Source organism: Weissella sagaensis, assembly GCF_005405285.1.
In the GTDB taxonomy this organism is placed as follows: Bacteria; Bacillota; Bacilli; order Lactobacillales; family Lactobacillaceae; genus Weissella; species Weissella sagaensis.
This window is the reverse complement of record NZ_BJDT01000001.1, coordinates 432,390-456,723: the sequence shown is the minus strand read 5'-3', so window position 1 is coordinate 456,723 and position 24,334 is coordinate 432,390. Positions and strand designations below refer to the sequence as shown.

Below are 24,334 nucleotides of genomic sequence, written 5' to 3'. Positions count from 1 at the left end.
TTAAAAACAAAAAAATAATTTGTAACATATTGTTACAAATTATTTTTGTTTTTTAATTAAACTTGTGCTTGGAGCGCTAATGAAGCAGCACCATATGCACCTGCATCATTCCCCAACTCAGCCAGCTTTACTTCAGTAACATCACGAGTCATTTTGAAAGCAAAGTCTTGGAAATTTTTCTTAACCTTGTTCAACAAAAAATCACCTGCAGCAGACACACCACCACCAATAACGATTGCTGAAGGATTTAAAATATTGGCAATATTAGCAGTTGCCAATCCTAAGTAAAATGAAACCTTATCAACAACTTCATTAGCTAAGTAATCACCTGTTTGTGCTAAATCAAAGACAATTTTTGATGTGATCTCATCACCATTGGCAACCATTGACTTTAGCTTTGAATCACCAGCGTATGCATCGGCATAATCATGCGCTAAACGAACAATTCCGGTTGCTGATGTATACTGTTCTAAACAACCATAGTTACCACAAGTACATAGGTAACCACCTGGCTCAACAATCATATGACCGATTTCACCTGCAGCACCCTTAGCACCATGAACTAATTTACCGGAATCAACGATTCCACCACCAACACCGGTACCTAATGTCACAAAGACAACTTCCGGTTGATTATTACCAGCACCACGCCATTGTTCACCTAATGCAGCTGCATTAGCATCATTATCAATTGCAACACTAAATCCTAATCCGGCCTCTAAGTCAGCTTTAACAGGTTGTGGTTCTTTCCAATTTAAATTAAAAGCACCCTGTACTGTACCCGTTTTTTCATCGACAGTTCCTGGTGTTCCCATACCCACACCAATAATGCGTTCTTTATCTAATTGGTAAAGATCTAAATGATAATTAATTGAAGTAATAATATCAGGGACAATATGGCTACCTTCATCCATAATGTTTGTCTTGATAGACCACTTTTGTTGGATATCACCTGTAGCCGTCATAATTGCAAACTTAATGGTTGTACCACCTAAATCAATTCCGATTAATTTATCTTTAGCCATAACTTCAAACCTCTTTTTAAAATATTATAAAATAGTCAACGCTTTCTTGACCATTATACCGACAAATAGCCAATTACACAACACAACGTGAAACCGTTTACAAACCATCTCGCTGTTTTTTTTCTTCATTTTCATGCTCGTGTCCTAATACTAATTTAACCTGAGCGTATCGCTTGTTATCTAACAAGCCAGCTTTATATAAATTATCAACTTCAATTGCTGCCAATTCAATATCCCATAAACGATTCCCCAAATGAATGTAAATATCATATTTTTTTAATAGCTGTAAGACGTCTAAAAAAGTTTTCATTTTATCACTCTCTCTTTTACTAACGATTAAAAATTTTCATTAATAATATCACAATGTAAAAAAACCAAACGGTCGTGCCCACTAACCTCTGTTTATTAGTCGCATGCTCCTTTAAAAACATAGGCGTTAATAAAAAGCCTGAAACTAAACCACCTATATGTGCCGTTATAGCAATATTACTACCCCAAAAAACCGGCAATAGTGACAAAATCACAAAAATACTTAAGGTCTTAGCTTGATATAACCAATATCCACCATTGTCCAACAAACCAAGTACAAAAATCATACCAAATAGTCCAAAGATAGCCCCTGATGCACCAGCTGAAATTGTATTAGCTGATCCAAAAGCCATACTGGTCAAGCTACCCGTTAATAGTGCAAGCACATAACTAAGGATAAATTTAATACTACCGACATATTGTTCAAGTAAACGACCTAAATAGTAAAGCGTAATCATGTTTAATACTAAATGCATCAGTGTTACATGCAAAAATCCTGCAGTTAATAACCGCCACCATTCTCCAAATAAAATAACTGCTGGTGTAAATAACGCCCCCATCTTATATAACACTGGTGCCATGATATTTATTTGTTGGCTAATGATGATTTCAACCCCAAAGACAACCACCATAATTGCAACTAAACTTACCGTCACAGGCGCTTGCCGCCACGCATGTTTAAAATTATTCATTATCTATTTCCTCATCTATTACAATGACTTGATCAACCATTTGATCGGTTGTTTCAAGTGGCCAAATTGGTTGACTAAAGACGTTAGCTGTAATTGATACGGCAATTTTTGTCGCAGTAACCTGTGGTAGCCATCGATCATAATAGCCACCACCAAAGCCAACTCGGTGACCATTCTGAGTAAAAGCAATACCCGGTACTAGCACAAAGTCTATTTCACTCGGTGTCACAACTCGGCCATCAACTGGTTCTAACATACCAAACTTATGACGTTCATAGCGGGTATTTTGTGTAATTGTCATAAACACCATTTGTTTATTAGGTAATACTCGTGGTAAAACAACCACCTTACGTTGTAATAATGCGGTTTGTATTAATAAATCCGTTGGTAATTCTTTTGCTTGTGATATTGTCAAAGCAACCACTTGTGCTGATTGCCAAGCTGGTAATGCTGTTACTTTACTAACAATCTGTTGCATAAAATAAGCATATTGTTCATCTGAAAAAACTGCTAAATTTGCTAAAGCTTGTTGGCGTACATTTTGCTTCGTTACCATAGACCCTCCATAAAATAAAAGCACTAAATATCATCTCCATTTTATTGGATGAATCTAGTGCTTTCGTTATAAACTATTTATCAGCTGAGCTTGCGTGTTCAACATCTTTCCAGTAAGCTGCATAAATGGCTTTACCAATTTTTTGGTTAACATTTTCAGTTGCCTGATCAACCCCTGGCACCACAACTGCCAAAGCAACATCAGAATTTGGCACAAATGAAATAAGCGAACTCGTCAATGTTGGTTGGCCATTTGTGAAAGTTTCAGCAGTACCTGTTTTAGCTGACACAGCTGGCTTAATATCCTTTAAGCCAGCACCAGTTGCATAACTAGAACTACTGTGTACAACTTCATTCATACCATCCCAAATTAATTGACGTTGATCTGCATTCCAATTAACCGTTCCCATAATTTCAGTCGGAATTGTGGTTGTCACTTTCTGATTTTTCGAATTATGATTCGTTATTGATTGCACGATATGTGGGCGAACACGATACCCACCATTTGCAATGGTTGCAACATACTGCGCTAATTGCATTGTTGTGTACGTATCGTATTGACCAAAGGATTCATCCAATGCCTTACCAATATCTTCACGCGTTGTCTTACCACGTAATCCCGTGATTTCACCTGGCAAGTCAATTCCCGTTTTAACACCTAACCCAAAACGTGAAAAGCCATCACGCATTGTTTGGAAGACACTTGTTGGTAATGAAGCTAATGACATGCCATCATAATAGTTTAAACCACCTAGTTTCAACATTACCTGCATCACATACGTATTAGATGACATCATTAGTGCTTTATCTGCTGTTAATGGCATATTACCACTACCATTTTGATTCCACCATGATGTTTTAGGTGATGTACCAGCAACTTTAATTGGCTGATCGGTCAAAACATTATTTTGTGGTGTAATGACATTGTTCATAAAACCAGTTGTAATCGTTGCCGGCTTAACAACTGATCCGACAACGTTTGCTTGATTAACTGTTGATAAAGCATCCGAAGTTAACGCACCGGTCGTTGCATCACGGTTAATTCCTGAAGAAGCATAAACACCACCTGTTTTGGGATTTAATACAACTGCATAAGCGCCAGTTGTATTGCCACCAGGGATATTATCCCGCAGAATTTTTTCAACATCATCTTGGAATTTATTATTAATGGTTAGATTTAAGTCACCACCAACTTGACCAGCATAAATCTTGTCTTCGGTTGTTTGACCATCCTTATTTGTCGTGACTTTAACGCGCCCCTTTGAGCCCTTCAAAGTATCTTCGTATTGCTTTTCTAGGTAGGACGTTCCAACAATATCATCACGCGCATAACCCTTCGCTAATAATTCATTGACTGAATCTGAAGGCAATCCACTCTTAGAAGTTGACGTTGCACCAATTAATGATTTAATGTCTTGCCCACCTGGATAATCACGTGTGTAATAAATACCAACACGCACACCAGGCATCTTTGATTGCCGTTCCCCAATATTAGCTATTTCCTCTTGAGAAACATCGTTTTCCTTCAAATAGACCGTTGAAAGTGAATATGCATTAGCCATTTTTTGGAAAATTTTCGCCTTATTAAGCTGGGCATCGTTCAATGAGAATTGTGATTTATGTTTTTCAATATAATCTGTTAAATCGTCAACATATTGATCGGTCCCAGGTGCTGCTGTGGTACCTGAAGCCGCCACAACTTTGGCCGCCCGTTTAGGCGACTGGATATAATACATCGCAAAATTTGCTGTAGATATTTGTTGGTCATCGTTTAACTTTAAATATGATCCAACTTGATTGGCAATATCATACATCCCTTTATTTGTAATGGTACGCGGTTTTGTATAGGTAATCGCCTGTGAACCTTTATTTGTAACGAGTACCTTACCTGTACTGTCATAAATCAAGCCACGTTGTACATTTATTTTTTCAATACTAGATTCAGAACTGGTAACCTCTGTTTTATATTTAGCACTATCTGTGATTTGTAAATTCACCAAGCGCCAACCTAATGCCACTAGCATCAAAATCACAATACCCATCAAAACATTCAATCGAACCGGGATTCGTGACATTGAGCCTTTTTTAATCTTTAGCCGGCCACTACGGCGTTTAGGAGATCGCATAATCTAAACCCTTTCCTTCATACTCTAATCTACTTATTGTAGCATAAAAAAAGACAATCATACCTTAACCAAATATGTAGATAATAAATTTTTCTCACGACATTATTATAAATCGTAGTCGAGCCGTTGTCATTTTTATGTTTTAATAGAGGTAATTGAAATTATTTTGGAGAACAATGTTATGTCTAAAACCTTTAATCCCCTTAAATGGCGATCTTCAACTAAAGCTTTATGGATTAGTTTCCTATTACCTGCGTTAATCATGTTAATTTACTTTGCTTGTCGCCACATGGCACCATTTGGTCCAAGTTCTATTTTAACTGTTGATTTGGGACAACAATATATTGATTTTTATGCTGGTTTTCGTCAAACTATCCTTCACGATCCTTTGCGGATTTTCTATGATTTTGCGAAAGGTCTTGGTGGTGAAACATATGGTGATTGGGCTTACTACTTGCTAAGTCCGACCAACTTTTTATTATTACCTTTTTCAAATGTGCATTTACCGGCCGCCATTTTATTCTTAACTGTTTTAAAATATGGCTTAGCCGGCTGGAGTTTTGCGTTTGCTTTACGCAAAGCACATTGGCAAACGGGTTGGCGTTTACCTTGGTTTGCCATCACCTATGCGATGATGGGTTGGTTTGTCGCTAATGACTTAAATATTCTTTGGTTAGATGCTGCTATTTTATTGCCCTTAATCGTTGTTGGGTTAGAATACTATCTCACCCATCAAAAAGCCTGGGCCTTTATATTGGCATTAACTGTCATTATTATCGTTAACTATTATATGGCTTATATGATTGGCATTTTCCTAATCCTCTATTTCATTTGGCGCTTAACTTGGCAGGCATACTCCCTTAAAGAGCGCCTCATCATGACCCGCCGTTTTATTACTGGTGGCCTCACTAGTATTGGATTGGCAACAATTGTTTGGTTACCCACTGCCTTTACGTTGATGAATAGTAAAGGACAACATATGCTTGATAATCTGAATTGGAAGTTTGATTATCAGCCAGCTGACATCCTGGGTAAACTATTTTTAGGGACTTTCAATTTTGATCAAATGCCGACGGGATTACCAAATATTTTTATTGGTAGTCTCCCAATTATTATCTTGTGGTTTTTCTTTACTTATAAATATATTCGGTGGCAGACGCGACTCACCGCATTTGTGATTACGACTATCTTAGTTGTTTCTATGATGTATGCGCCTTTAAATTTATTGTGGCATGGATTCCAATTTCCAGTTTGGTATCCTTATCGTTTTTCATACGTCTTTAGTTTCTGGATTTTATGGTTAGTTGGTTCAATATGGTCACCTGCATTACGGCTTTCTTGGCGCCAATTTTTCTCACTCCTAATTTGTGCTGGTGGCGTCATCTTGTATCTAACCACGCGTTTGGATGCATTAAATTTTTTGACCGATACACAGCTTTATATGGGCAGCGGGTTCTTTTTAGCCTTATTATTATTACATCTGACATCGATGAAAACACGTCTATGGTTACCTCTCGTCACTGTACTTGTTATTGGAGAAATGACATTAAGCACTGTTATGACGCTTAATAATTTTAGTTATTTGACGAATACCGAATACCAAACTTATATTCGTAGTTTAAATCAAATCACCAAAAATTTACCCAAAAGCGATCATGATTTTTATCGTGTTGCTCAGTCGTTCCAGCGAACCAAAGGTGATCCGCTTCAAGGTGGTTATAACGGGGCTTCTACTTTCAGTTCAGCATTAGAACATCAACAAAGTGATATCATGGCCGCCCTTGGTCAACCTGAAGGTGACAATTATATTGCTTACACAAGTGGCACACTATTATCTGACTCATTATTGGGGATGCGTTATCTCTTGCAGCCAACTGGCAATGAGCCTAACGTTAGTGGTACACCAACAAATATGCAAACTTATTCACGTTCAGATACCAACGGTTATTACAAATCAATCAAACAAACTAATCAGACTATCCTATCGCATAATGCGAATGCTTTACCGTTAGGTTTTGCTGCAAGTTCTAATGTACGTAACATTACTTTTAAAGAAAATGATCCACTTCGTAATCAAAATGTTCTTTGGGAAGGATTAAACGGTTACAAACAGCAACCTATTTTTGAAAGTGTAAACTTTTCTAAATCTAGTGCTAATAATGTCATTGCACCGACAACGATCACAGGTGCTTTTTTGAAAAAGCAAAACACTAATGCAAGTGCTAGTTTGTCCTTAACTTATACACCAACGTCAAATAATCCTTATTATCTAACGTTAGGTAATGCGGTTACGAGTGATAATGTCGACATTCAATTAAATGGTCAATCATTACCTGTTGTGCCAAGTCATCGTCATACAATCATCTTGCCGTTGCCTGCTTATACAAAAGGACAACCGCAAGAATTAACGTTCTCGCTTAAGAAAAAAGACGTTTGGTTGCAAAACGTTTCCTTATATCAAGGTCATGCTACGCGACTCACAAAACAAGCAAAACAATTACAACAGCACCCTTATGAAATCACAAAACAATCACCAACTAAAATTATTGGTGATATTACGATTCCAAATAAGGATGATCTCATGATGACAACAATTCCAGCTTCACCTGGTTGGGAAGTCATCGTTGATGGTAAAAAAGTTAAGACGATTACAATCGGTAATTTCTTTATTGGCGTGCCCTTAACAACTGGTCATCATGAAGTGATTTTTAAATTTAAAACACCCTTTTTCAAAATTAGCGCCATTATTTCATTAGGTATGATACTATTGATTACTGGAATAGCATGGTCTGAAAATAAGAAAAGAAAACATTCTTTGTCTTAAAACACCTCAAATCACTTTACACCCGCAATTCTGCGTGGTAATGTAAATCTTGAAACTTTGGGGATAACCATTAGTCTTAATAAAAATTCATTATATTTACAGGAGAACACGTCATGGCTGAAGAAAAAACATTTCCAATGACTCTCGAAGGAAAAGCCAAAATCGAAGAGGAATTAAACACACTTATCACAGAAACGCGTTCTGAAATTACTGGTCGTATTCAATTAGCTCGTAGTTTTGGTGATTTATCAGAAAATTCTGAATATGCGTCTGCAAAGGATGAACAAGCTTTTGTTGAAGGACGTATCAAAACTTTGCAAAATATGTTGGACAATGCTGAAATCATTGATTCATCAGAAATTGCTGTTGATGAAGTTGCTGTCGGTAAAAAGGTTACTTTTAAGGAACTACCTGATGAAGATCCTGAAACTTACAGTATCGTTGGTGCTGTTGAAGCTAATCCTTCAGAGGGTAAAATTTCAAATGAATCACCAATTGCTGCTGCCTTAATTGGTCACAAAGTTGGCGAACGCGTTACCGTTACTTTGCCAAATGGTTTTGACATGGCAGTTGAAATTATTTCAGTTGAAGTGGCTTAATCAACACCTAGTTAAAAAGCTAGCTGCGGATATTATCCGTAGCTAGCTTTTTTCTATTATTTCACTTTTGTTATCACTTGCAAAACTTCTTGCCCATATTTATCAGCTTTTGCTTGACCAATTCCTGATACAGTTAACAATTCTGCCATTGTTGTGGGCTTTTGGCGCGCCAATGCAACCAAAGTACGATCATTAAAGATAATAAATGATGGCACTTCAGTCTTTTTTGATAATGCTAAACGCCACTCACGTAATCGCTTAAACAATTGTTGCTCATCTTCATTTAAGTCTTCTTGTGTTAATGGTGATTCAGCAGTTATGCGGTCATCTGAAACTAGCGTTGCTTCTCGTTGCATAACTTTAATATCGCCGTGCAAAACTTGCAACCCTGTCTTCGACACTGTTAGTCCCCGATACTCACCCGTCACTTGTAAATAACCAGATGCTAGCAAAAAATCAATTAATGCAGCAATTCGTACTCGTGGTATGCCTTGCATTAGTCCAAACGTTGGTAACTTTTCAAAATGTGCCCAGTTAAACTTATCCGGCACCCGTCCTCTCAGCGTTTCAGCTGTCACCATTTTCCCAAAAGCATCTTTATTTTGACGTGAGTTACGCATCCGCACCACATGACTTAACACCTTTTGAGCATTTGTGGTAATATCCGTTACTGCTCGTGTATCTAAACAATTGGTACAATGGCCACAAGGTAGGGTCTCTTCACCAAAATAACGCGTAATATATTGTTGCAAACAAACCGTAGTTGCCCCATAATTGGCCATTTCTTGTAATTTTTTCTTTTGTAATCGTTGATATTCATCAGTTTGATTATCACTATTTTCAATAAAAAATCGTTGCGTTTGTAAATCGGCTGCCGAATACAATAAAATAGCTTCTGATGGCAAGCCATCACGACCAGCACGCCCAATTTCTTGATAATACGCTTCAATTGATCCCGGGATACTATAATGAATGACAAAGCGGACATTTGATTTGTTAATTCCCATTCCAAAGGCATTGGTTGCGACAGCAACATTTGCACGATCAAACAAAAAATCATCTTGTGCCGTGGCACGTTCCTCATCCGACATCCCTGCATGGTAACCAACAACTGATAACCCTTGTCCCACCAGGTCCTCTGTAATACTTGTTACCAGTTTCCGTGTAGGGACATAAATAATACCTGCATCTTCTGTATGTTTTTTTAAATAGCGATACACATAAGCATCTTTATCACGCTTTTTCAAACCTGTTTCAAGACGAATTGTTAAATTATCACGAACAACACTGGTACGCACACTATGCCCAATTGCCAACCTTTTTTCTAAGTCATCCTGCACACGTTTTGTTGCCGTTGCAGTTAGTGCCATAACGCGCGGTGCTGACATTAAATTATTAATCAGATGCACCGCTTCTAGATAACTAGGCCGAAAATCATGTCCCCATTGCGACAGCACATGTACCTCATCAATGACAACCAAAGAAATATCTAATCGATTTAATAATGCATAAGTACCTTCACTCTTCAACCTCTCTGGTGCTAAATATAATAATTTTGCCTGGCCATTTAATAAATGATTCATTGCATGACGATATGCGTCATCATCTTGTGTTGAATTTAATGTAACGGCATCAATGCCATTAGCAATTAATTCATCAACTTGATTTTTCATTAATGAAATCAGAGGTGATATCACAACTGTTATGCCCGGTAACATTAATGCTGGAATTTGATAAGTCAGTGATTTCCCACCACCTGTAGGCATAATACCTAAGGTGCGTTCACCTGCCAACACAGCATCAATGATCTCTTCCTGCCCTTCACGAAAGGCATCATAACCAAAAGTTTGTTGCAATGTTTCTAGTGCTGATTGCATATTTCCTCCATATACTTATTCAGTAAAAATGAATTCAAAGAATTTTACCATCAAATTTACATTTTAAAAGCAGCAAGCTACCGATATCATAATTGGCATCTTGCTGCTTATTTTGACTTGACGATTAACTGCTCGATTAGCCGCAATTACTTTAGTTATTATCGGCATTACCAACGGCATCATTGGTATCTTGTACATCATCAGTCTTGCCCAAATGCTCATCATAATTAGCAGAATAATAAACCTTACCCGTCTTTAAATTAGCAACGAAGTAAAGATAGTGCTTATCACGATCAATTGGGTTCAAAACAGCATCAATAGCTTCTAATGATGGGTTATTAAATGGCCCTGGTCCAAATCCTGAATAACGATACAAATTGTAAGGGTTCTTACTTTGTACATCCTTATTAGTCAAGTTTGTTTTCTTTGTCTTCATCGCATATTTTGTTGCGACATCAGATTGTAATGGCATCTTATCATCAATACGATTCAAAAAGACACCTGCAATTGTTTGACGACTTGTTTGATCAACACCTTCACGTTCAACAAGCGAAGCAACAGTTAACATTTCGTGAACTGTCAAACCAGAGTCTTTAATGCTCTTAAAACGGTCCTTTAACTGAATGTAAGATTGCGCAACCATTTGGTTCACTAACTCGCGAACGTTGTTAGCATCTTTCCAATTATAAGTGGCTGGGTATAGATATCCTTCTAGACGATAACGAATGTCTTTGGCTTGTGCACTTGAAGCTTCTGAATCTAATAAACCAGGATAAGCATCCTTTAAACGGTTAAAGAAGGCTTTGTCATTCACCGCCTTTAAAAATTCAGCTTTCGTAAATTTCGTTTTATTGTTAACTTCAGTTGCAATGTCATCAATCGTTTCACCCTCACGTACGGTAACGGTCTCTTGATTATTTAATGGCGACGAAGCACCACCACTTTGCAAAGTTTTAACAATTTCAGCAACTGTGTCAGATGGTGCAAATAGGTAATAACCTGACTTTAAATTAGAAATATTATTAGCAGACACATAATGTGTAAAAGCACTCTTTGAGCGCAATAACTTGGCCTTATCTAATTTATCTGCAATTTCGTCTGTATCGGCACCCGCTTTAATTTTAACTTGCTTACTCTTCTTATCCTGTGTATTTAATGCAGAATAATCATGGCTATCTTGATAATGGATCACAAAACTCACGCCACCAACAATAATTGCTAATAGAATGGTAATAATCACGATAACTCGGCTAGTACCACGACGGCTACGCTTTTTACGTCGCCTGTGATTACCGTTATTCATAATAATTTCTCCTAAATATATCTTTTTTACCAATAATGACGACAACAAAAATAGTCGCCATTACGATAATTATATCAGTAATAGTGACTATTTAAAAAGCGCTTAATTATATCTTAACGTATTTCGGCACCAAACTGCTCAGCTAAAGCACTAGCAATGTGGTCAACTTTTTGACTTGTTTCATCATCAAGCATCGTTTGCTCTGCATTCACAAAAGTTAATCCAACAGCAATTGACTTCATGTCACTTGGCATATTTTCACCAGTATAAACATCAAAAATGACAATATCATGCAAGTGCTTACCACCAGCTTGTTTAATAGCCAATTCAATTTGTGCCGCTGGTATATCGCGATTAACCAAAATGGCCAAATCACGTGAAACTGCTGGGTAACGTGAAATAGCTTCATAACGACCAGTGACTTTAGGCAAATCAATAATCGCTGACAAATCTAATTCAAAGGCAAAAGTTTCATTGATACGATACTCTTTTGCTGTTAATGGATGAATCTGACCAACAAAGCCAATCAATACATTACCAACATAGATATCTGCGGTGCGTCCTGGATGCATATCCTCACGCACTGTATTAACAACAAAAGCAACATCATCAGCAAAGCCATAATTTGTTAACAATTGTTCCACGATACCTTTAATTGTATAGAAGTCAGCTGCTTGTGCTCGTTCTGCCCAAGTACGGTTTGTCACATTGCCTGTGATAACACCAGCTAAATGTTCAATTTCTTTTGGTTGCTTTGTTAAATCACCATCTGAAACAAAAACACGTCCTTGCTCATACAAGGCAACATCCGTTTGCTTACGTGCTTTATTATAAGCAACGTCATCTAACAAACTAGTCAATAAACTACTACGCGTTTGTTGACGGTCTTGTGACATTGGATAATCCAATTGCACTGGTTGACCATCGTGTAACGCAAAACGATTTGCCTTTTGTGGTGTTGTCAATACATATGAAATGGCTTGGTTAAGCCCTAGACCTTCCAAAGTATGACGGCTAGCACGTACCAAACGTTGTTGTGCAGTCAACTTACCAGGAGTTGTTTCACCCGTTGGTAAGGTAGTTGGTAAATTATCATAACCATACAAACGAGCAATTTCCTCGATCAAATCAGCTGCAATCGTTATGTCCCAACGACGGGCTGGTATGGTTACTGAAAAGATACCATCATTGACTTCATAATCAAAGAATAAACGGTCAAAGATGGCTGCAATTTCATCACTGGTAATTGTTGTTCCCAACACATGGTTAACATAGTCCACACTGACGCTAACAACTGGTGCCTTGTAAGCAAAATCTTGCGCAACAACACGACCAGCTGTTACTTGTCCACCAGCTAGTTCAGCCACTAAAGCAGCTGCATGATCCAAAGCGATAAAGGTATCTTCGACATTTACACCGCGCTCAAAGCGCATTGACGCCTCTGAGTGCAAGTTTTGGTCACGTGCTGTGTGGCGAATTGACTTAGGATTAAAAATAGCCCCTTCCAAAACAATGTCTGTCGTTTTTCCTGTTACTTCAGTAGATTCGCCACCCATAACACCAGCAAACATTAAGGCCTCATCCCCTGATGCAATCACAATATCTTCAGCTGACGCTTCTCGCTCAACACCATCCAAAGTTTTAATTTGCTCTTGATCGTGGGCATGACGTACATGCACTTCTGATGATGGTAGCGCATTTAAGTCAAAGGCATGCATTGGTTGACCATACATCAACAACATGTAATTTGTGATATCAACAATATTTGAAATTGGACGAATCCCCATCGTCCACAAACGACGTTGCAACCATAATGGTGAATCCTTAACCTCAACATTCTTAACAACGCGGACAGCATACTTTGAAGCTAGTTCTGTTGGTGCTGTTGCGCTGATAACATCACTAGTTTTTTCATCAACTTCATGCAAGTCAAACGTTGGTAATGTTGGCTCCTCAGATAAAATAGCAGCCACTTCAAAAGCGGTCCCATTCATTGAAAATAGATCTGCACGATTTGGCGTAATCCCAGTTTCCAAAATGTCATCATCAAGGCCCAAAACCTTTAAAGCATCTTCACCGGGTTGTAATTGTGCTGCATCAACATCATTAAATACCCAGATACCATTTTCAAAATCTTTTGGTGCAATCTTATCATCAAAACCAATTTCTTGTAGTGCTGCTAACATACCGTTAGATTGTTCACCACGTAGCTTACCTTTACGAATTTTTTTATTGTCACCAATAACAGATCCGTGTTTAGCTAATACAACCATTTGACCTTCAGCAACATTAGGTGCCCCCGTTACAACTTGAATTGGCTCATCTTCACCAGCATCAAGTTGGGTAATTACCATATGATCTGAATCAGGATGTGGCACTACAGACAAGACTTTAGCAATCACAACTTTTTTCATGTTGCCTTTTGGTTGGTATAACCCTTCCACTTCTACAGCCGTACGAGAAATTTTTTCTGATAATTGCGCTGCTGGCAATTCAATTGGCAAATAATCGCGTAACCAATTTACTGAAACTTTCATTTTGTCTTATCCTTTCTGATCAAATTGGGTTAAGAAACGTACATCATTTAAGTAGAAGTTACGAATATCCTCAACGCCATACTTAAGCATTGCAAAACGATCAGGGCCCAAGCCAAAGGCAAAACCGCCATAGACTTCAGGGTCAATGCCTGATTTACGCAATACATTTGGGTGCACCATACCGGCCCCTAATACTTCAATCCATTCAATATCTTCCGGATTCATATCAGGTGTGACTGCGTTCCATGAAATATCAACCTCAACTGATGGTTCCGTAAATGGGAAGTATGAAGGCCTTAGTCGAATATCATGGGCTTCACCGAATAAATTATGCGCAACTGCTAGCAAAACACCCTTTAAATCACCCATTGTAATGTGCTTATCAATAACTAACCCTTCCATTTGATGGAATTGATGTGAATGAGTCGCATCATCAGTGTCACGACGGTATACCCGACCTGGTGAAACCATCTTTAATGGGCCTTTGCTAAAATCATGGGCTTCCATAGTCCGGGCTTGTACGGGTGACGTTTGCGTACGCATCAAAATATCAGGTGTGATATAAAAGGTATCTTGCATATCACGAGCAGGGTGATCCTTTGGTAAATTCATACGTTCAAAATTATATTGATCTTCTTCAACTTCAGGTCCTTCAATAACTTGAAAACCCATTCCCATAAATTGATCTTCAAGATTTTCAATAATTTGTTGTAGCACATGCGGCTGTCCTTGTTTAACAGCACGACCTGGTAATGTCACATCAATCGTTTCTGCTGCCAATTGTGCATCCAAGGCAATTGCTTCCAAATGCTCTTGGCGTTCTGCAATAGCTACTGTTAGTGCATCACGAACTTCATTAGCAAGTGCCCCAACAACTGGACGCTCTTGTGGTGTTAAATTCTTCATACCGCGTAACACTTCAGTTAGCGGACCTTTTTTCCCTAACCAGTGCACACGAACTTGATTTAATGTCTTAACATCTGCTGAATCATTAATTTGACCTAATGCTTCATCACGTAGTGTCGTGAGCTCATCTTGTAAACTCATATTCATTCTCCTTATACTTATAAACTATTATAAATAAAAAGCCCCTTCGATATTACTATCGAAGGGACGCTCATTAACGTGGTACCACCCAATTTTAGTAGTCAAAAGACTACCCTCGGTTATCTATTAACGGTGATAAACCGCATCAATGTTTAACTGATGAACTCCTGACTGAAATTCTATGTTTCCAAAGGCAGGCTTTCACCAACTCCTGCTCGCTAATCCATTGAAAAACACATACTAGGTCATTCATTGTTTCTTGCTCTATTGTACAAACTTTAACTTGTATTTTCAAGTTTCTATTTATTAATTGTTTGCCACTTATCTGACCATTCATGGATTGCAGCCATCATGTCACGCATTGATTCACCACGTGGTGTCAATGCATATTCAATCAATGCTGAATCAGAATATGTACGACGTTCAATAATGTCAGCGGCTTCTAACTCTTTTAGACGTTCAACCAAAACACGATCTGAACATTTAGAAACAGATTCTGCTAAATCTTTAAAACGTCGTGGGCCATTAACCAATAACGTTTCAATAATCATGCCGTTCCACTTGCACCCCAAAATTTCAAAAGTTGCGACAAATTTATCACACAATTTATTCTCAGACATATCACCAGCTATTTTTTCAGTTGCTACTGTCATATGTTTTTCTCCTTCATTAACTAAATTTCTTTTATCGTATAACCATTTTATGCTTTACTTACAAAAAATGCACGAAATAACTTTTAGTACATTACTTTTATTATAACGTTATAAGCAGCACAACGAAAGCTAAAGTTGACATAAGGTGTATACTTATTTATGACATTTTTTAGGAAAGACAGGTATCAGCCTACGTTAACACAAAAATCCAGTCGTATTTTAAATGCGACTTTTATTCAATTATTTATTATTCAAATTCTTAGTATGATGACCTTCTATAGTCTCTTTGTCATTATTGGTCCTTACGCTGTCAACACATACCATGTTAGTACAACGATGGCTGGCCTAATTACTGGTATGACGATTATTGGTACGATGGTAGCGCGTTTTGGAGCTGGAATCATGACTGCCAAATTCAGCGCTAAAAACTTAACCATTATAAGCATGATTATCTTAGTACCTACTTTGTTAGCCTATCAATATCATGGTGGCATTGGTGTTTTGTTACTGATACGGTTTATTCAAGGACTTGCTGTTGGATTAACTGGAACTGTCACAAACACAGCTGTCGTAAATGTTATCCCCACTACTCGTCGTGCTGAAGGAATTGCTTATTTCTCATTAGCAACAATTCTAGGTACTGCTTTTGGTCCGTTCTTTGCTTTACTAATTGAGCAACACGCTTCATATGCCGTACTATTTTGGAGTGAATTTATTATTGGCATTATTGCTTTAATCGCCTCATTTCTAATTGATCCCAAAAAGGTCGTTATTAAAGCAACCCCTACAACCCAAAAATTTAGCTGGCAAACTTTGATTGAACCTAAAGTATTAGGTATTTCTTTAACTCTTGGTTTTGTAACTTTCGGTTATGCTGCGATTCAATCCGAACTTGATTTTTATGCAAGTGATTTGAACCTAACCACATTTGCCTCATATTTCTTTTTGGTTTATGCCTTTGCTGTTTTGATTTCACGACCAGTTGTTGGTCGTTTAATGGATAGTAAAAACGAAAATTATGTTGTTTATCCCGCTTTGATTATTTTAGCCATTGGTCTTGTATTTTTGGCGCTAATGTCAAGTGGTTGGATGATGTTACTGGCTGCCATCTTTATTGGATTTGGATTTGGTAACTTCCAATCGGCTGTTCAGTCAACCACCACCCAAATGGTTCCAGCTGATCGCTTAACGCAAACAACAGCTACTTACTTTATCTGTTACGAATTTTCATTAGGCTTTATTCAACCAATATTAGGCTATCAAAATCTATTTATCATGATGGCAATTATTGCTGTTATCGGTATCGGACTTTATTACTTTATTCATGGACGTAAAGTTTCAGCTTAATTTTATACAATAAAATACCAGTCGTTATTGATTTATCTCAATAACGACTGGTATTTATTTTTATCTTAAATTAAAGTTCTGCTAATTTAGAAATCAAAATAGCTCCAATAACAACCATAATTGCACCGACAATAATGAAGCCCATTTGACGCTTTGTTTTCTTCTCTTTCAAGATGAAGATAGCCCCAAACGTTCCAACAATAATACCTGTTTGTGATAAGGTCGTTGCTGTTGCTTGACCAACATCTGGGTTACCAGTTGAAATGAACATAAAGACATTTCCAAGTGCCCAAACCAAACCAGTAATTACTTGACGCCAAGTACCTGACTTAAACATATCACCAGTTTCTTTAAAGAAGAAGATGACAATTAAGATAGCTCCCAAAATTTGACCAAGTGATTGGGGTGCCACAATTGCTGTCATGTAGTCCAAACCATTGTTTTGGTTGTGCATGGCATCAGAAATATAGCCCCACTTGTTCAACAAATTAGGAATAACAAAGTAGGCCATGAATCCAAGCGTTGAAACGATTACAGCTGTAACCCCTCCCTTAAAATCACGTTCTGGATTCAAATCTTTTGGTGCATTTGTATCACGTACTGTTGTGAATAAAGCACCAATCGTTACTAATGCAATTGATAAGATTCCAAAGAACCACATCCGACCTGTATGCCATTCACCAAGAACAGCTGCAGCCATTAAAGCATTACCAACAATTTGACCAGAAGTTGATAATGGGTTACCAATTGATACCCCTAACTTCTTAAATCCAATTAATTGACCGACTTGACCAATAGCCCAAACCAATCCTGATAAGAAACCAACAAGCCAAATTCTTGAATTAAAAGCGTAGTCTACCCCAGCATTTGGAATAACAAATGCAAATAATGTCCCAAATCCTAAAATTAGGGCACCAATTGTCATTCCCATAATACCTTGAGCAGCGGTTCCACCAGCTTTGGTGGTTACAATACCAACCGACCCCCAGGCCAGAGCAGGAACTAAAGCGATTAAAATCGACATTTTTCTTTCCTCCACAATCAAAAATATAATCAAAAAATATAAAAATTCTTTCATAAGAGAGAATACAACATTGAAAACGATTGCACAAGTATAAATATTAGATTTTGGCATATGATATCTGCAAAAAAGCGCTGTAAATCAAGCATTATCAGCAGCGTCAGTATTTAAACGCTATCTTTTATCACCGTTATTTAATCCAATTGTTAAATTTATATTTTATAGCCATAAAAAAACGAATTGCATCTAATTTAAGACACAATTCGCTTCGATTTTTGTTAGTTTGTATGAAATAGTCGCTTCATGCGTGCTGAAGCCGGCGAGAAAAATTCAGCTACTGCTAAATAATCATCAACTAAATCAACTAATAAACTCTCACGATAATGTGGTAATTCACTAGTAGCGCCCCACATATGTTTCAAAATGATATCCTTTTCCATTGGTGATAGGTGCGTAATTTTCTCTGCATTACGCAATGCTACTCGTGGATGGATAAATGCATGTGAACCCAACTCAAACTTGGTTTCACGCCAATCATAGAAAAACAAATCGTGTAAGACACCCGCACGAGCAACCGCTGTTGCATTAAGTCCAAAGCGCAATGCTAGTTTATAACTAACATAAGACACCGTAATACAATGTGTTAATCGATCCGAATGGTGATGCTGCGTATAGTTAGCCATTTCTTGTACCTGTGGATGTGATAACAAATCTTTTACGATATCTTTATATACTTTATCTTTTTCCCAGTCTAATACCATAGCGTTCCCCCTCGCATAAGTATAGATTACCTAATCAAACTTTAACGAGCCTTTAATGAGAACATTGCTACTCCAGCAGCAACGGCAACATTCAAAGATTCTGCTTGACCAGTAATTGGAATATAGAGGTTTTGCGTCGTCATACCAGCTAATTCTGGTTGCATCCCCTGTCCTTCATTCCCCATAATCAACGCAAATTGCGTTTGCGCAGGTATCGTAAAGACATCTGCAGCTTGTGGGTCTAACTGTGTACCATAAACATTCATACCGTTTTGCGTAAATGATGCTGTCCATTTTGCCAAATCCCCGGTCGTTGTGACCAAGTGAAATTGTGACCCTTGCATCGCCCGTAACGCTTTAGGTGAGTAGGGATCAACTGATCCTTGACCAAAAACAACACCAGCAAAGCCTGCTGCATCAGCAGTTCTAACCATTGTCCCAACGTTACCAGGGTCTTGAATACCATCTAAGAATAACCAAGCACCATCGTGAATAAACTGTGGTTCACGTGTTGCTGTTGGTAATGAAACCTCTGCAAAGATACCTTGTGGGGTAACCAAGTCAGATAGCTTCTTAGCAATTTCATCGGTAATTTCAAATACAGGTACTCCTAATGGCAATTCCTCCTGATGTTCTGCCAATTGTTCAGCTGTACCCATAAGTGCATGTAATTTACCCTCATGATTAATTGCTTCTTGTACTAAATGCCAACCGTCAAGTAAATATGTTTGACTAGCTTGACGGCCTTTTTTCGTTTGTAGCTTTTGCCATGTTTTAACACGGCTATTTTTTACTGATTTTATAATTTCCATAAACCCATTATACGCTAAAACGAAGCCGATTGCTTATGATATAATTTATTGTGGGTTTTAAATCACATTTTGTTGCTAAAGAAAGAAGGATAACATGCCAGTTTTAGATTTAAATGACACGGCTGCTGTCAAAAAATATGAGTCATTTGTACAAAACTCACCATACGGACAGGTTAATCAAGACCTTGGTTGGGCACAAGTTAAAAATAATTGGGAACCTCGCTATGCTTACGTGACCGATGAAACCGGTCAGATTATTGCTGCCATTTCAATGCTGTTAACGCAAACAAAATTAGGTAAAAAATTCGCCTATGCGGCCAAAGGTCCTGTTATGGATATTACTGACTTAGACTTATTAGATCAATTAATGGTTGAAGCTAAAAAAGCACTTGCTGATGACGATGCTTATGTCCTACGCATGGATCCAGAAGTTGCCTATTCAGACGAATTAAATGCCGCACTGCAGACACATGGTTTTCAAACTCGTAATCGCAATGTTGCCGATGAGGGAATGCACGCGACAATTCAACCCCGCTTAAATATGGTGTTAGATTTAACGACTAAGCCTGATGCAAAAGAAACCTTTGATTTATACCCCTCAAAAACAAAATCGAAGCTAAAGCGACCAATGCGTGATGGTGTAACCGTTCGCTACGGTAGCGATGCGGCTGCACTAGATGCTTTTTATGAGACCTATGTAAACATGGCTAATCGTCATGGTATTACATATCGACCAAAAGATTATTTTGAACGTATGCTAACTACTTTTGGTGGTGAAAATGGTATAATGCGCATCTACATGGCCGAGCGTGAAGGTGAACTACTTTCGACTGGGATTGGGTTTAAATATGGTCGTAAGATTTGGTATATGTATGCCGGATCAAATGATGGTCCTACTTATTACGCACCTTATGCCGTGCAAACAGCCATGATTCAATGGGCATTGGACGCTGGTGTCGCCTTGTATGACATGGGTGGAATTGCCTCACAATCAACAGACGATGGTCTTTATGTCTTTAAACATACTTTTATTAAAGCTGATCCACGTGAATACATTGGCGAAATTGATTTCGTATTGGATGAGAGCGCCTATACAACATTAGTTCGTAAATAAATCGCTTAACCAAAAAAATAGCACATCACCAAATTTATGGTGATGTGCTATTTTTAACATATTTCTAAAAGATTAATACTTAACACTGCCGCTTTTATTCAGGGTTTTGTTCAGCTAATCGCCAACGTAAATACGCATTCATAAAAGGATCTAAATCGCCATCCATCACACCTTGTGGGTTTCCTGATTCAAAATTATCACGATGATCTTTAACCATTCGGTATGGTTGGAAAACATACGAACGAATTTGTGATCCCCAACCATTTTCCAATTGATCACCGGCAATGGCTGCCCGTTCTTGCTCTTTTTTATCCATTTCTAACTGATATAGCTTAGCACGCAACATGGCATATGCCGTATCTTTATTTTGGAACTGCGAGCGTTGTTGTTGTGATGCGACAACAATCCCTGTTGGCATGTGTGTTAAGCGCACTGCTGAAGAAGTTTTATTAATATGCTGACCACCTGCTCCAGAAGCGCGATAAACATCCATCTTGACATCTGCTGGGTTAATATCAATGTCAACTGAATCATCTAATTCCGGCATGACATCAATTGATACGAATGATGTATGTCGTCGACCAGCAGAATCAAATGGTGAAATACGAACAAATCGGTGAACGCCACGTTCTGAACGTAAATAACCATATGCATTATGACCACTAATTTTCAAGGTCACCGAGTCCACTCCCGCCACATCGCCTGGGTGATAATCCATAATATCAACTTTAAAGCCGTGTCGTTCTGCCCAACGTGTATACATACGTTGCAAATTGGCACCCCAGTCAGCTGATTCCGTTCCACCAGAACCAGGATGAATCTCTAGGATGGCATTATTTTTATCATATGGTTCATTTAACAGTTGTGCTAATCGATAAGCTAATAAATCTTCTGTCAACTGATTCAAATCAGCAACCATTTCTTGAGCCATATCTTCATCAAAAGTATCATTCAACAATTCTATTGCCGTCTCAACATTTTCAACACTATCTGTTAATTTTAAATAATCATCTCGCCGTCCTTTTAAGACATTATTTTCATCAATTATTTTTTGTGCTGCAATGTTATCTTGCCAAAAATCTGGCGCAATCATTTTAGCTTCATTAGCCGCAATTTCATCATTTAAAGCATCCAAATCTAGTGATTCACCAAATTTTTCAATTTCTGCGCTCATTTCTGCTAATTTATGTCGTGCTTCAGCAATTTCCATGCCTGCTCCTCCAATCATATTTAAAAATTGAGGTTGAGATAATTATCCCAACCTCAATCAATACATTATTAAATAATATATATTATTTACCGAACATTTTGACGAATTTCCGATTTCATAAATAGACGCGTCACATCATATTCAACGCCTGAAATCATATCATTAAACATTCTAAAGCCTTCATTTTGATATTCAATCAATGGGTTCAATTGTCCATAACCACGCAGTTGTATGGAGTCACGTAGTTGGTTCATAGCTTCCATATGATCAGTCCACTGAGCATCAACAACACGTAGAATCACAACCCGTGTAAATTGCAATAAGCGCTCTTCATCATCCCCAAGATCATGTAACTTTTGGTCGTACATCAACTTGGCACGACGATAAATTTCGTCTGCAATCGCTTGAGGCGTTTTCTTATCTAACAAATCATCAACCGAAATTGAGTCAACTGGTACAATCGTTGATTGTGCAAAATCAACCAATGCTGCTAAGTCCCAATCCTTTGGCTTACCCTTAGTTTGATTTTGAACAACTCGATTAATCGTTCGTTCAACCATTGGCAACAACACATCACGTAATGATTTTTCTTCATCGATCACATGGTTACGATCCCTATAAAAGGCATTACGCTGTTGAGACATCACATCGTCATATTGCAAAACATGTTTACGTGAATCATAGTTATTCCCTTCAACACGTTTTTGTGCTGATTCTACTGACCGTGTAATCAAGCCATTACGAATAACGGCATCTTCATCACCCATATTCATGCTTTCCATCAATGTCTTAATCCGTTCACCACCAAAACGAATCATCAAATCATCTTCTAATGATAAGAAGAATTGTGAATAACCGGCATCACCTTGTCGACCCGCACGACCACGTAATTGATTATCAATTCGCCGTGACTCATGACGTTCTGTACCAATAACAGCCAATCCACCAAGATCAGTAACCCCAGGGCCAAGCTTAATATCGGTTCCACGACCAGCCATGTTCGTTGCAATGGTTACAGCACCACGTTGACCAGCATTCGCAATGATTTCAGCTTCCCGAGCGTGGTTTTTAGCATTCAACACATTATGCGGAATACCTGCATTATCTAACAATTGTGCAAGCAATTCAGATGTTTCAACTGCCACAGTACCAATCAAAATTGGCTGTCCTTTTTTATGTAATTCCGTTACAAGCTGCAATACTGCGTTAAACTTTGACTTCAAGTTTGGATACAACAAATCCGGTTCGTCAACACGTTGAATGGGCTTGTTAGTTGGGATGGTCGTGATTTCCATATTATAAATTTCACGGAATTCGTCAGCTTCAGTTTTAGCTGTACCAGTCATACCAGACAACTTATTATATTGACGGAACAAGTTTTGGTACGTAATTGAAGCCATGGCACGATTATCTTCTTGAATTTGCACTTGTTCTTTCGCTTCAAGCGCTTGGTGAAGACCATCAGAAAAACGACGACCCTCTTGAATACGTCCTGAAAAAGCATCAACCAATACTACTTCTCCATCACGCACAACATAATCTTTGTTGTTAAACATGGTGTAATTTGCACGCAGTGCTTGATCAATGTGGTGAGTCAAAGCTGAATTACCAGGTCCATAAAGGTTATCTAAGTTAAAGTACTTTTCACCTTTGGCAATTCCCTTATCGTTTAGCAAAACAGATTTCGATTCATGATCAACCTTAAAATCCACATCCTCAACTAATGATTTTGCAAATCGATCAGCACGGATGTACAACTGTGTACTAGTTTGAGCAGGTGCACCAGAAATAATCAATGGTGTACGTGCCTCATCAATTAGAATTGAATCAGTTTCATCAACTAGCGCAAAATTCAAGCCACGTTGTACACGGTCTTCCTTACGTGCAACCATGTTATCACGTAAATAATCAAATCCAATTTCTGAATTAGTTGTATAGGTAATATCATCCAAATAAGCTTGGCGCTTTTCGTCAGGGGATAATTCAGTCAAATTAATACCAACAGTTAAGCCTAACCATTTATATAACTGACCCATTTCTTCACCATCTCGTTGTGATAGGTATTCATTAACCGTCACAACATGAACACCTTTTTGAGGCAAAGCATTTAAATAAACGGCCATTGTTGCCGTCAAAGTTTTACCTTCACCAGTTTTCATTTCAGCAATATTACCACCATGCAATACTGTTGATCCCATAATTTGTACCCGGAACGGATACAAACCTAAGACACGCTTTGCTCCCTCACGTACAACTGCAAAGGCTTCTGGTAAAATGTCGTCTAAGGTGCTACCCTTTTTTAATAATTCACGGAAATATGGTGTTTTTGCTTGTAGTTCTTCATCAGATAAAGCTGACATTTCGTCGGCATATGCTTCTACTTTATCGGCCACATGACCCAAACGACGTAATGTTCCTTTATCACTTTCAATAATTTTACGTAATGGATTAGCCATTTATATCTTCCCTCTCATCGGTCATTATTAGCTTTTTACGCTAATTATACTAAGTATCATTCTAAC

General features: G+C 38.0%; 19 protein-coding genes and 1 other annotated feature. Of the genes, 4 read left to right on the top strand and 15 right to left on the bottom strand.

The features are described 5' to 3' along the window. Window positions 1-56 precede the first annotated feature (56 nt). From FFM55_RS02290 to FFM55_RS02270, 5 genes are all read right to left on the bottom strand, one after another. Complete coding sequence (locus tag FFM55_RS02290; protein ID WP_137600436.1) at window positions 57-1,025, bottom strand: ROK family glucokinase; 969 nt, start codon at window positions 1,023-1,025, stop codon at window positions 57-59. Between the two features lie 97 nt (window positions 1,026-1,122). Beyond that, window positions 1,123-1,335: a YqgQ family protein gene (locus FFM55_RS02285; protein ID WP_042491666.1), complete on the bottom strand. Its 213-nt coding sequence runs from the start codon at window positions 1,333-1,335 to the stop codon at window positions 1,123-1,125. Window positions 1,336-1,354: 19 nt separating this feature from the next. Beyond that, window positions 1,355-2,026: a rhomboid family intramembrane serine protease gene (locus FFM55_RS02280; RefSeq protein WP_052348359.1), complete on the bottom strand. Its 672-nt coding sequence runs from the start codon at window positions 2,024-2,026 to the stop codon at window positions 1,355-1,357. Then, a complete protein-coding gene (locus FFM55_RS02275; RefSeq protein ID WP_042491668.1) occupies window positions 2,019-2,582 on the bottom strand; it encodes a 5-formyltetrahydrofolate cyclo-ligase in 564 nt (187 codons plus the stop codon). The genes FFM55_RS02280 and FFM55_RS02275 overlap by 8 nt, the downstream gene beginning before the upstream one ends. Window positions 2,583-2,655: 73 nt before the next feature. Beyond that, the gene (locus FFM55_RS02270; protein ID WP_137600435.1) at window positions 2,656-4,707 is read right to left on the bottom strand and encodes a peptidoglycan D,D-transpeptidase FtsI family protein; all 2,052 of its coding nucleotides are present in this window, start codon (window positions 4,705-4,707) and stop codon (window positions 2,656-2,658) included. A gap of 181 nt (window positions 4,708-4,888) precedes the next feature. On the opposite strand from FFM55_RS02270, the gene FFM55_RS02265 reads away from it, so the two are divergent. Beyond that, entirely contained in the window at window positions 4,889-7,531 is a 2,643-nt protein-coding gene (locus FFM55_RS02265) for a YfhO family protein (RefSeq protein ID WP_042491670.1), read from the top strand. A 113-nt stretch (window positions 7,532-7,644) separates the two neighbouring features. Next, complete coding sequence (greA, locus tag FFM55_RS02260; RefSeq protein WP_042491672.1) at window positions 7,645-8,130, top strand: transcription elongation factor GreA; 486 nt, start codon at window positions 7,645-7,647, stop codon at window positions 8,128-8,130. A 56-nt stretch (window positions 8,131-8,186) separates the two neighbouring features. On the opposite strand, the gene recQ is transcribed toward greA, so the two are convergent. The 5 genes from recQ to FFM55_RS02235 all read right to left on the bottom strand — a co-directional run bounded on the left by recQ (window position 8,187) and on the right by FFM55_RS02235 (window position 15,547). Next, complete coding sequence (gene recQ, locus FFM55_RS02255) at window positions 8,187-10,007, bottom strand: DNA helicase RecQ (protein WP_137600434.1); 1,821 nt, start codon at window positions 10,005-10,007, stop codon at window positions 8,187-8,189. A 151-nt stretch (window positions 10,008-10,158) separates the two neighbouring features. Further along, entirely contained in the window at window positions 10,159-11,310 is a 1,152-nt protein-coding gene (gene mltG, locus FFM55_RS02250) for an endolytic transglycosylase MltG (RefSeq protein WP_137600433.1), read from the bottom strand. A 113-nt stretch (window positions 11,311-11,423) separates the two neighbouring features. Next, entirely contained in the window at window positions 11,424-13,847 is a 2,424-nt protein-coding gene (gene pheT, locus FFM55_RS02245; RefSeq protein ID WP_137600432.1) for a phenylalanine--tRNA ligase subunit beta, read from the bottom strand. Window positions 13,848-13,853: 6 nt separating this feature from the next. Then, complete coding sequence (gene pheS, locus FFM55_RS02240; protein WP_042491678.1) at window positions 13,854-14,894, bottom strand: phenylalanine--tRNA ligase subunit alpha; 1,041 nt, start codon at window positions 14,892-14,894, stop codon at window positions 13,854-13,856. Window positions 14,895-14,953: 59 nt separating this feature from the next. Next, window positions 14,954-15,156, bottom strand: a binding site (T-box leader). 37 nt (window positions 15,157-15,193) lie between these two features. After that, window positions 15,194-15,547 carry a winged helix-turn-helix transcriptional regulator gene (locus FFM55_RS02235; RefSeq protein WP_137600431.1) on the bottom strand — a complete coding sequence of 118 codons (354 nt, stop codon included), beginning with the start codon at window positions 15,545-15,547 and terminating at the stop codon, window positions 15,194-15,196. Window positions 15,548-15,706: 159 nt separating this feature from the next. Here FFM55_RS02235 and FFM55_RS02230 point away from each other — a divergent pair, with 159 nt between their 5' ends. Then, window positions 15,707-16,894, top strand: a complete 1,188-nt coding sequence (locus FFM55_RS02230; protein WP_137600430.1) for an MFS transporter — start codon at window positions 15,707-15,709, stop codon at window positions 16,892-16,894. A gap of 70 nt (window positions 16,895-16,964) precedes the next feature. Here FFM55_RS02230 and FFM55_RS02225 read toward each other — a convergent pair whose 3' ends face one another. The 3 genes from FFM55_RS02225 to FFM55_RS02215 form a co-directional block, all read right to left on the bottom strand. Continuing rightward, window positions 16,965-17,918 (bottom strand): GRP family sugar transporter, encoded by a 954-nt coding sequence (locus tag FFM55_RS02225; protein ID WP_042491681.1) that lies wholly within the window; start codon window positions 17,916-17,918, stop codon window positions 16,965-16,967. 275 nt (window positions 17,919-18,193) lie between these two features. Continuing rightward, window positions 18,194-18,676: an HD domain-containing protein gene (locus tag FFM55_RS02220; protein WP_042491682.1), complete on the bottom strand. Its 483-nt coding sequence runs from the start codon at window positions 18,674-18,676 to the stop codon at window positions 18,194-18,196. A gap of 41 nt (window positions 18,677-18,717) precedes the next feature. After that, window positions 18,718-19,488 (bottom strand): TrmH family RNA methyltransferase, encoded by a 771-nt coding sequence (locus FFM55_RS02215; protein ID WP_137600429.1) that lies wholly within the window; start codon window positions 19,486-19,488, stop codon window positions 18,718-18,720. Between the two features lie 94 nt (window positions 19,489-19,582). On the opposite strand from FFM55_RS02215, the gene femX reads away from it, so the two are divergent. Continuing rightward, window positions 19,583-20,602: a UDP-N-acetylmuramoylpentapeptide-lysine N(6)-alanyltransferase gene (gene femX / locus FFM55_RS02210; protein ID WP_042491686.1), complete on the top strand. Its 1,020-nt coding sequence runs from the start codon at window positions 19,583-19,585 to the stop codon at window positions 20,600-20,602. A gap of 94 nt (window positions 20,603-20,696) precedes the next feature. Here femX and prfB read toward each other — a convergent pair whose 3' ends face one another. Then, on the bottom strand, window positions 20,697-21,812 hold the full coding sequence (prfB, locus tag FFM55_RS02205; protein ID WP_042491689.1) for a peptide chain release factor 2: 1,116 nt from the start codon (window positions 21,810-21,812) through the stop codon (window positions 20,697-20,699). An 86-nt stretch (window positions 21,813-21,898) separates the two neighbouring features. Then, window positions 21,899-24,268 (bottom strand): preprotein translocase subunit SecA, encoded by a 2,370-nt coding sequence (gene secA, locus FFM55_RS02200; protein ID WP_042491691.1) that lies wholly within the window; start codon window positions 24,266-24,268, stop codon window positions 21,899-21,901. Window positions 24,269-24,334 lie beyond the last annotated feature (66 nt).

What these genes read in the sequence shown, in the direction of transcription:
- FFM55_RS02230 (WP_137600430.1), top strand. Translation starts at nt 15,707, where the DNA reads ATGACATTTTTTAGGAAAGACAGGTATCAGCCTACGTTAACACAAAAA.
- FFM55_RS02215 (WP_137600429.1), bottom strand. Translation starts at nt 19,488, where the DNA reads ATGGAAATTATAAAATCAGTAAAAAATAGCCGTGTTAAAACATGGCAA.
- FFM55_RS02275 (WP_042491668.1), bottom strand. Translation starts at nt 2,582, where the DNA reads ATGGTAACGAAGCAAAATGTACGCCAACAAGCTTTAGCAAATTTAGCA.
- secA (WP_042491691.1), bottom strand. Translation starts at nt 24,268, where the DNA reads ATGGCTAATCCATTACGTAAAATTATTGAAAGTGATAAAGGAACATTA.
- recQ (WP_137600434.1), bottom strand. Translation starts at nt 10,007, where the DNA reads ATGCAATCAGCACTAGAAACATTGCAACAAACTTTTGGTTATGATGCC.
- FFM55_RS02225 (WP_042491681.1), bottom strand. Translation starts at nt 17,918, where the DNA reads ATGTCGATTTTAATCGCTTTAGTTCCTGCTCTGGCCTGGGGGTCGGTT.
- FFM55_RS02220 (WP_042491682.1), bottom strand. Translation starts at nt 18,676, where the DNA reads ATGGTATTAGACTGGGAAAAAGATAAAGTATATAAAGATATCGTAAAA.
- FFM55_RS02280 (WP_052348359.1), bottom strand. Translation starts at nt 2,026, where the DNA reads ATGAATAATTTTAAACATGCGTGGCGGCAAGCGCCTGTGACGGTAAGT.
- greA (WP_042491672.1), top strand. Translation starts at nt 7,645, where the DNA reads ATGGCTGAAGAAAAAACATTTCCAATGACTCTCGAAGGAAAAGCCAAA.
- FFM55_RS02270 (WP_137600435.1), bottom strand. Translation starts at nt 4,707, where the DNA reads ATGCGATCTCCTAAACGCCGTAGTGGCCGGCTAAAGATTAAAAAAGGC.
- FFM55_RS02235 (WP_137600431.1), bottom strand. Translation starts at nt 15,547, where the DNA reads ATGACAGTAGCAACTGAAAAAATAGCTGGTGATATGTCTGAGAATAAA.
- mltG (WP_137600433.1), bottom strand. Translation starts at nt 11,310, where the DNA reads ATGAATAACGGTAATCACAGGCGACGTAAAAAGCGTAGCCGTCGTGGT.
- pheS (WP_042491678.1), bottom strand. Translation starts at nt 14,894, where the DNA reads ATGAGTTTACAAGATGAGCTCACGACACTACGTGATGAAGCATTAGGT.
- prfB (WP_042491689.1), bottom strand. Translation starts at nt 21,812, where the DNA reads ATGGAAATTGCTGAAGCACGACATAAATTAGCAGAAATGAGCGCAGAA.
- FFM55_RS02285 (WP_042491666.1), bottom strand. Translation starts at nt 1,335, where the DNA reads ATGAAAACTTTTTTAGACGTCTTACAGCTATTAAAAAAATATGATATT.
- pheT (WP_137600432.1), bottom strand. Translation starts at nt 13,847, where the DNA reads ATGAAAGTTTCAGTAAATTGGTTACGCGATTATTTGCCAATTGAATTG.
- FFM55_RS02265 (WP_042491670.1), top strand. Translation starts at nt 4,889, where the DNA reads ATGTCTAAAACCTTTAATCCCCTTAAATGGCGATCTTCAACTAAAGCT.
- FFM55_RS02290 (WP_137600436.1), bottom strand. Translation starts at nt 1,025, where the DNA reads ATGGCTAAAGATAAATTAATCGGAATTGATTTAGGTGGTACAACCATT.
- femX (WP_042491686.1), top strand. Translation starts at nt 19,583, where the DNA reads ATGCCAGTTTTAGATTTAAATGACACGGCTGCTGTCAAAAAATATGAG.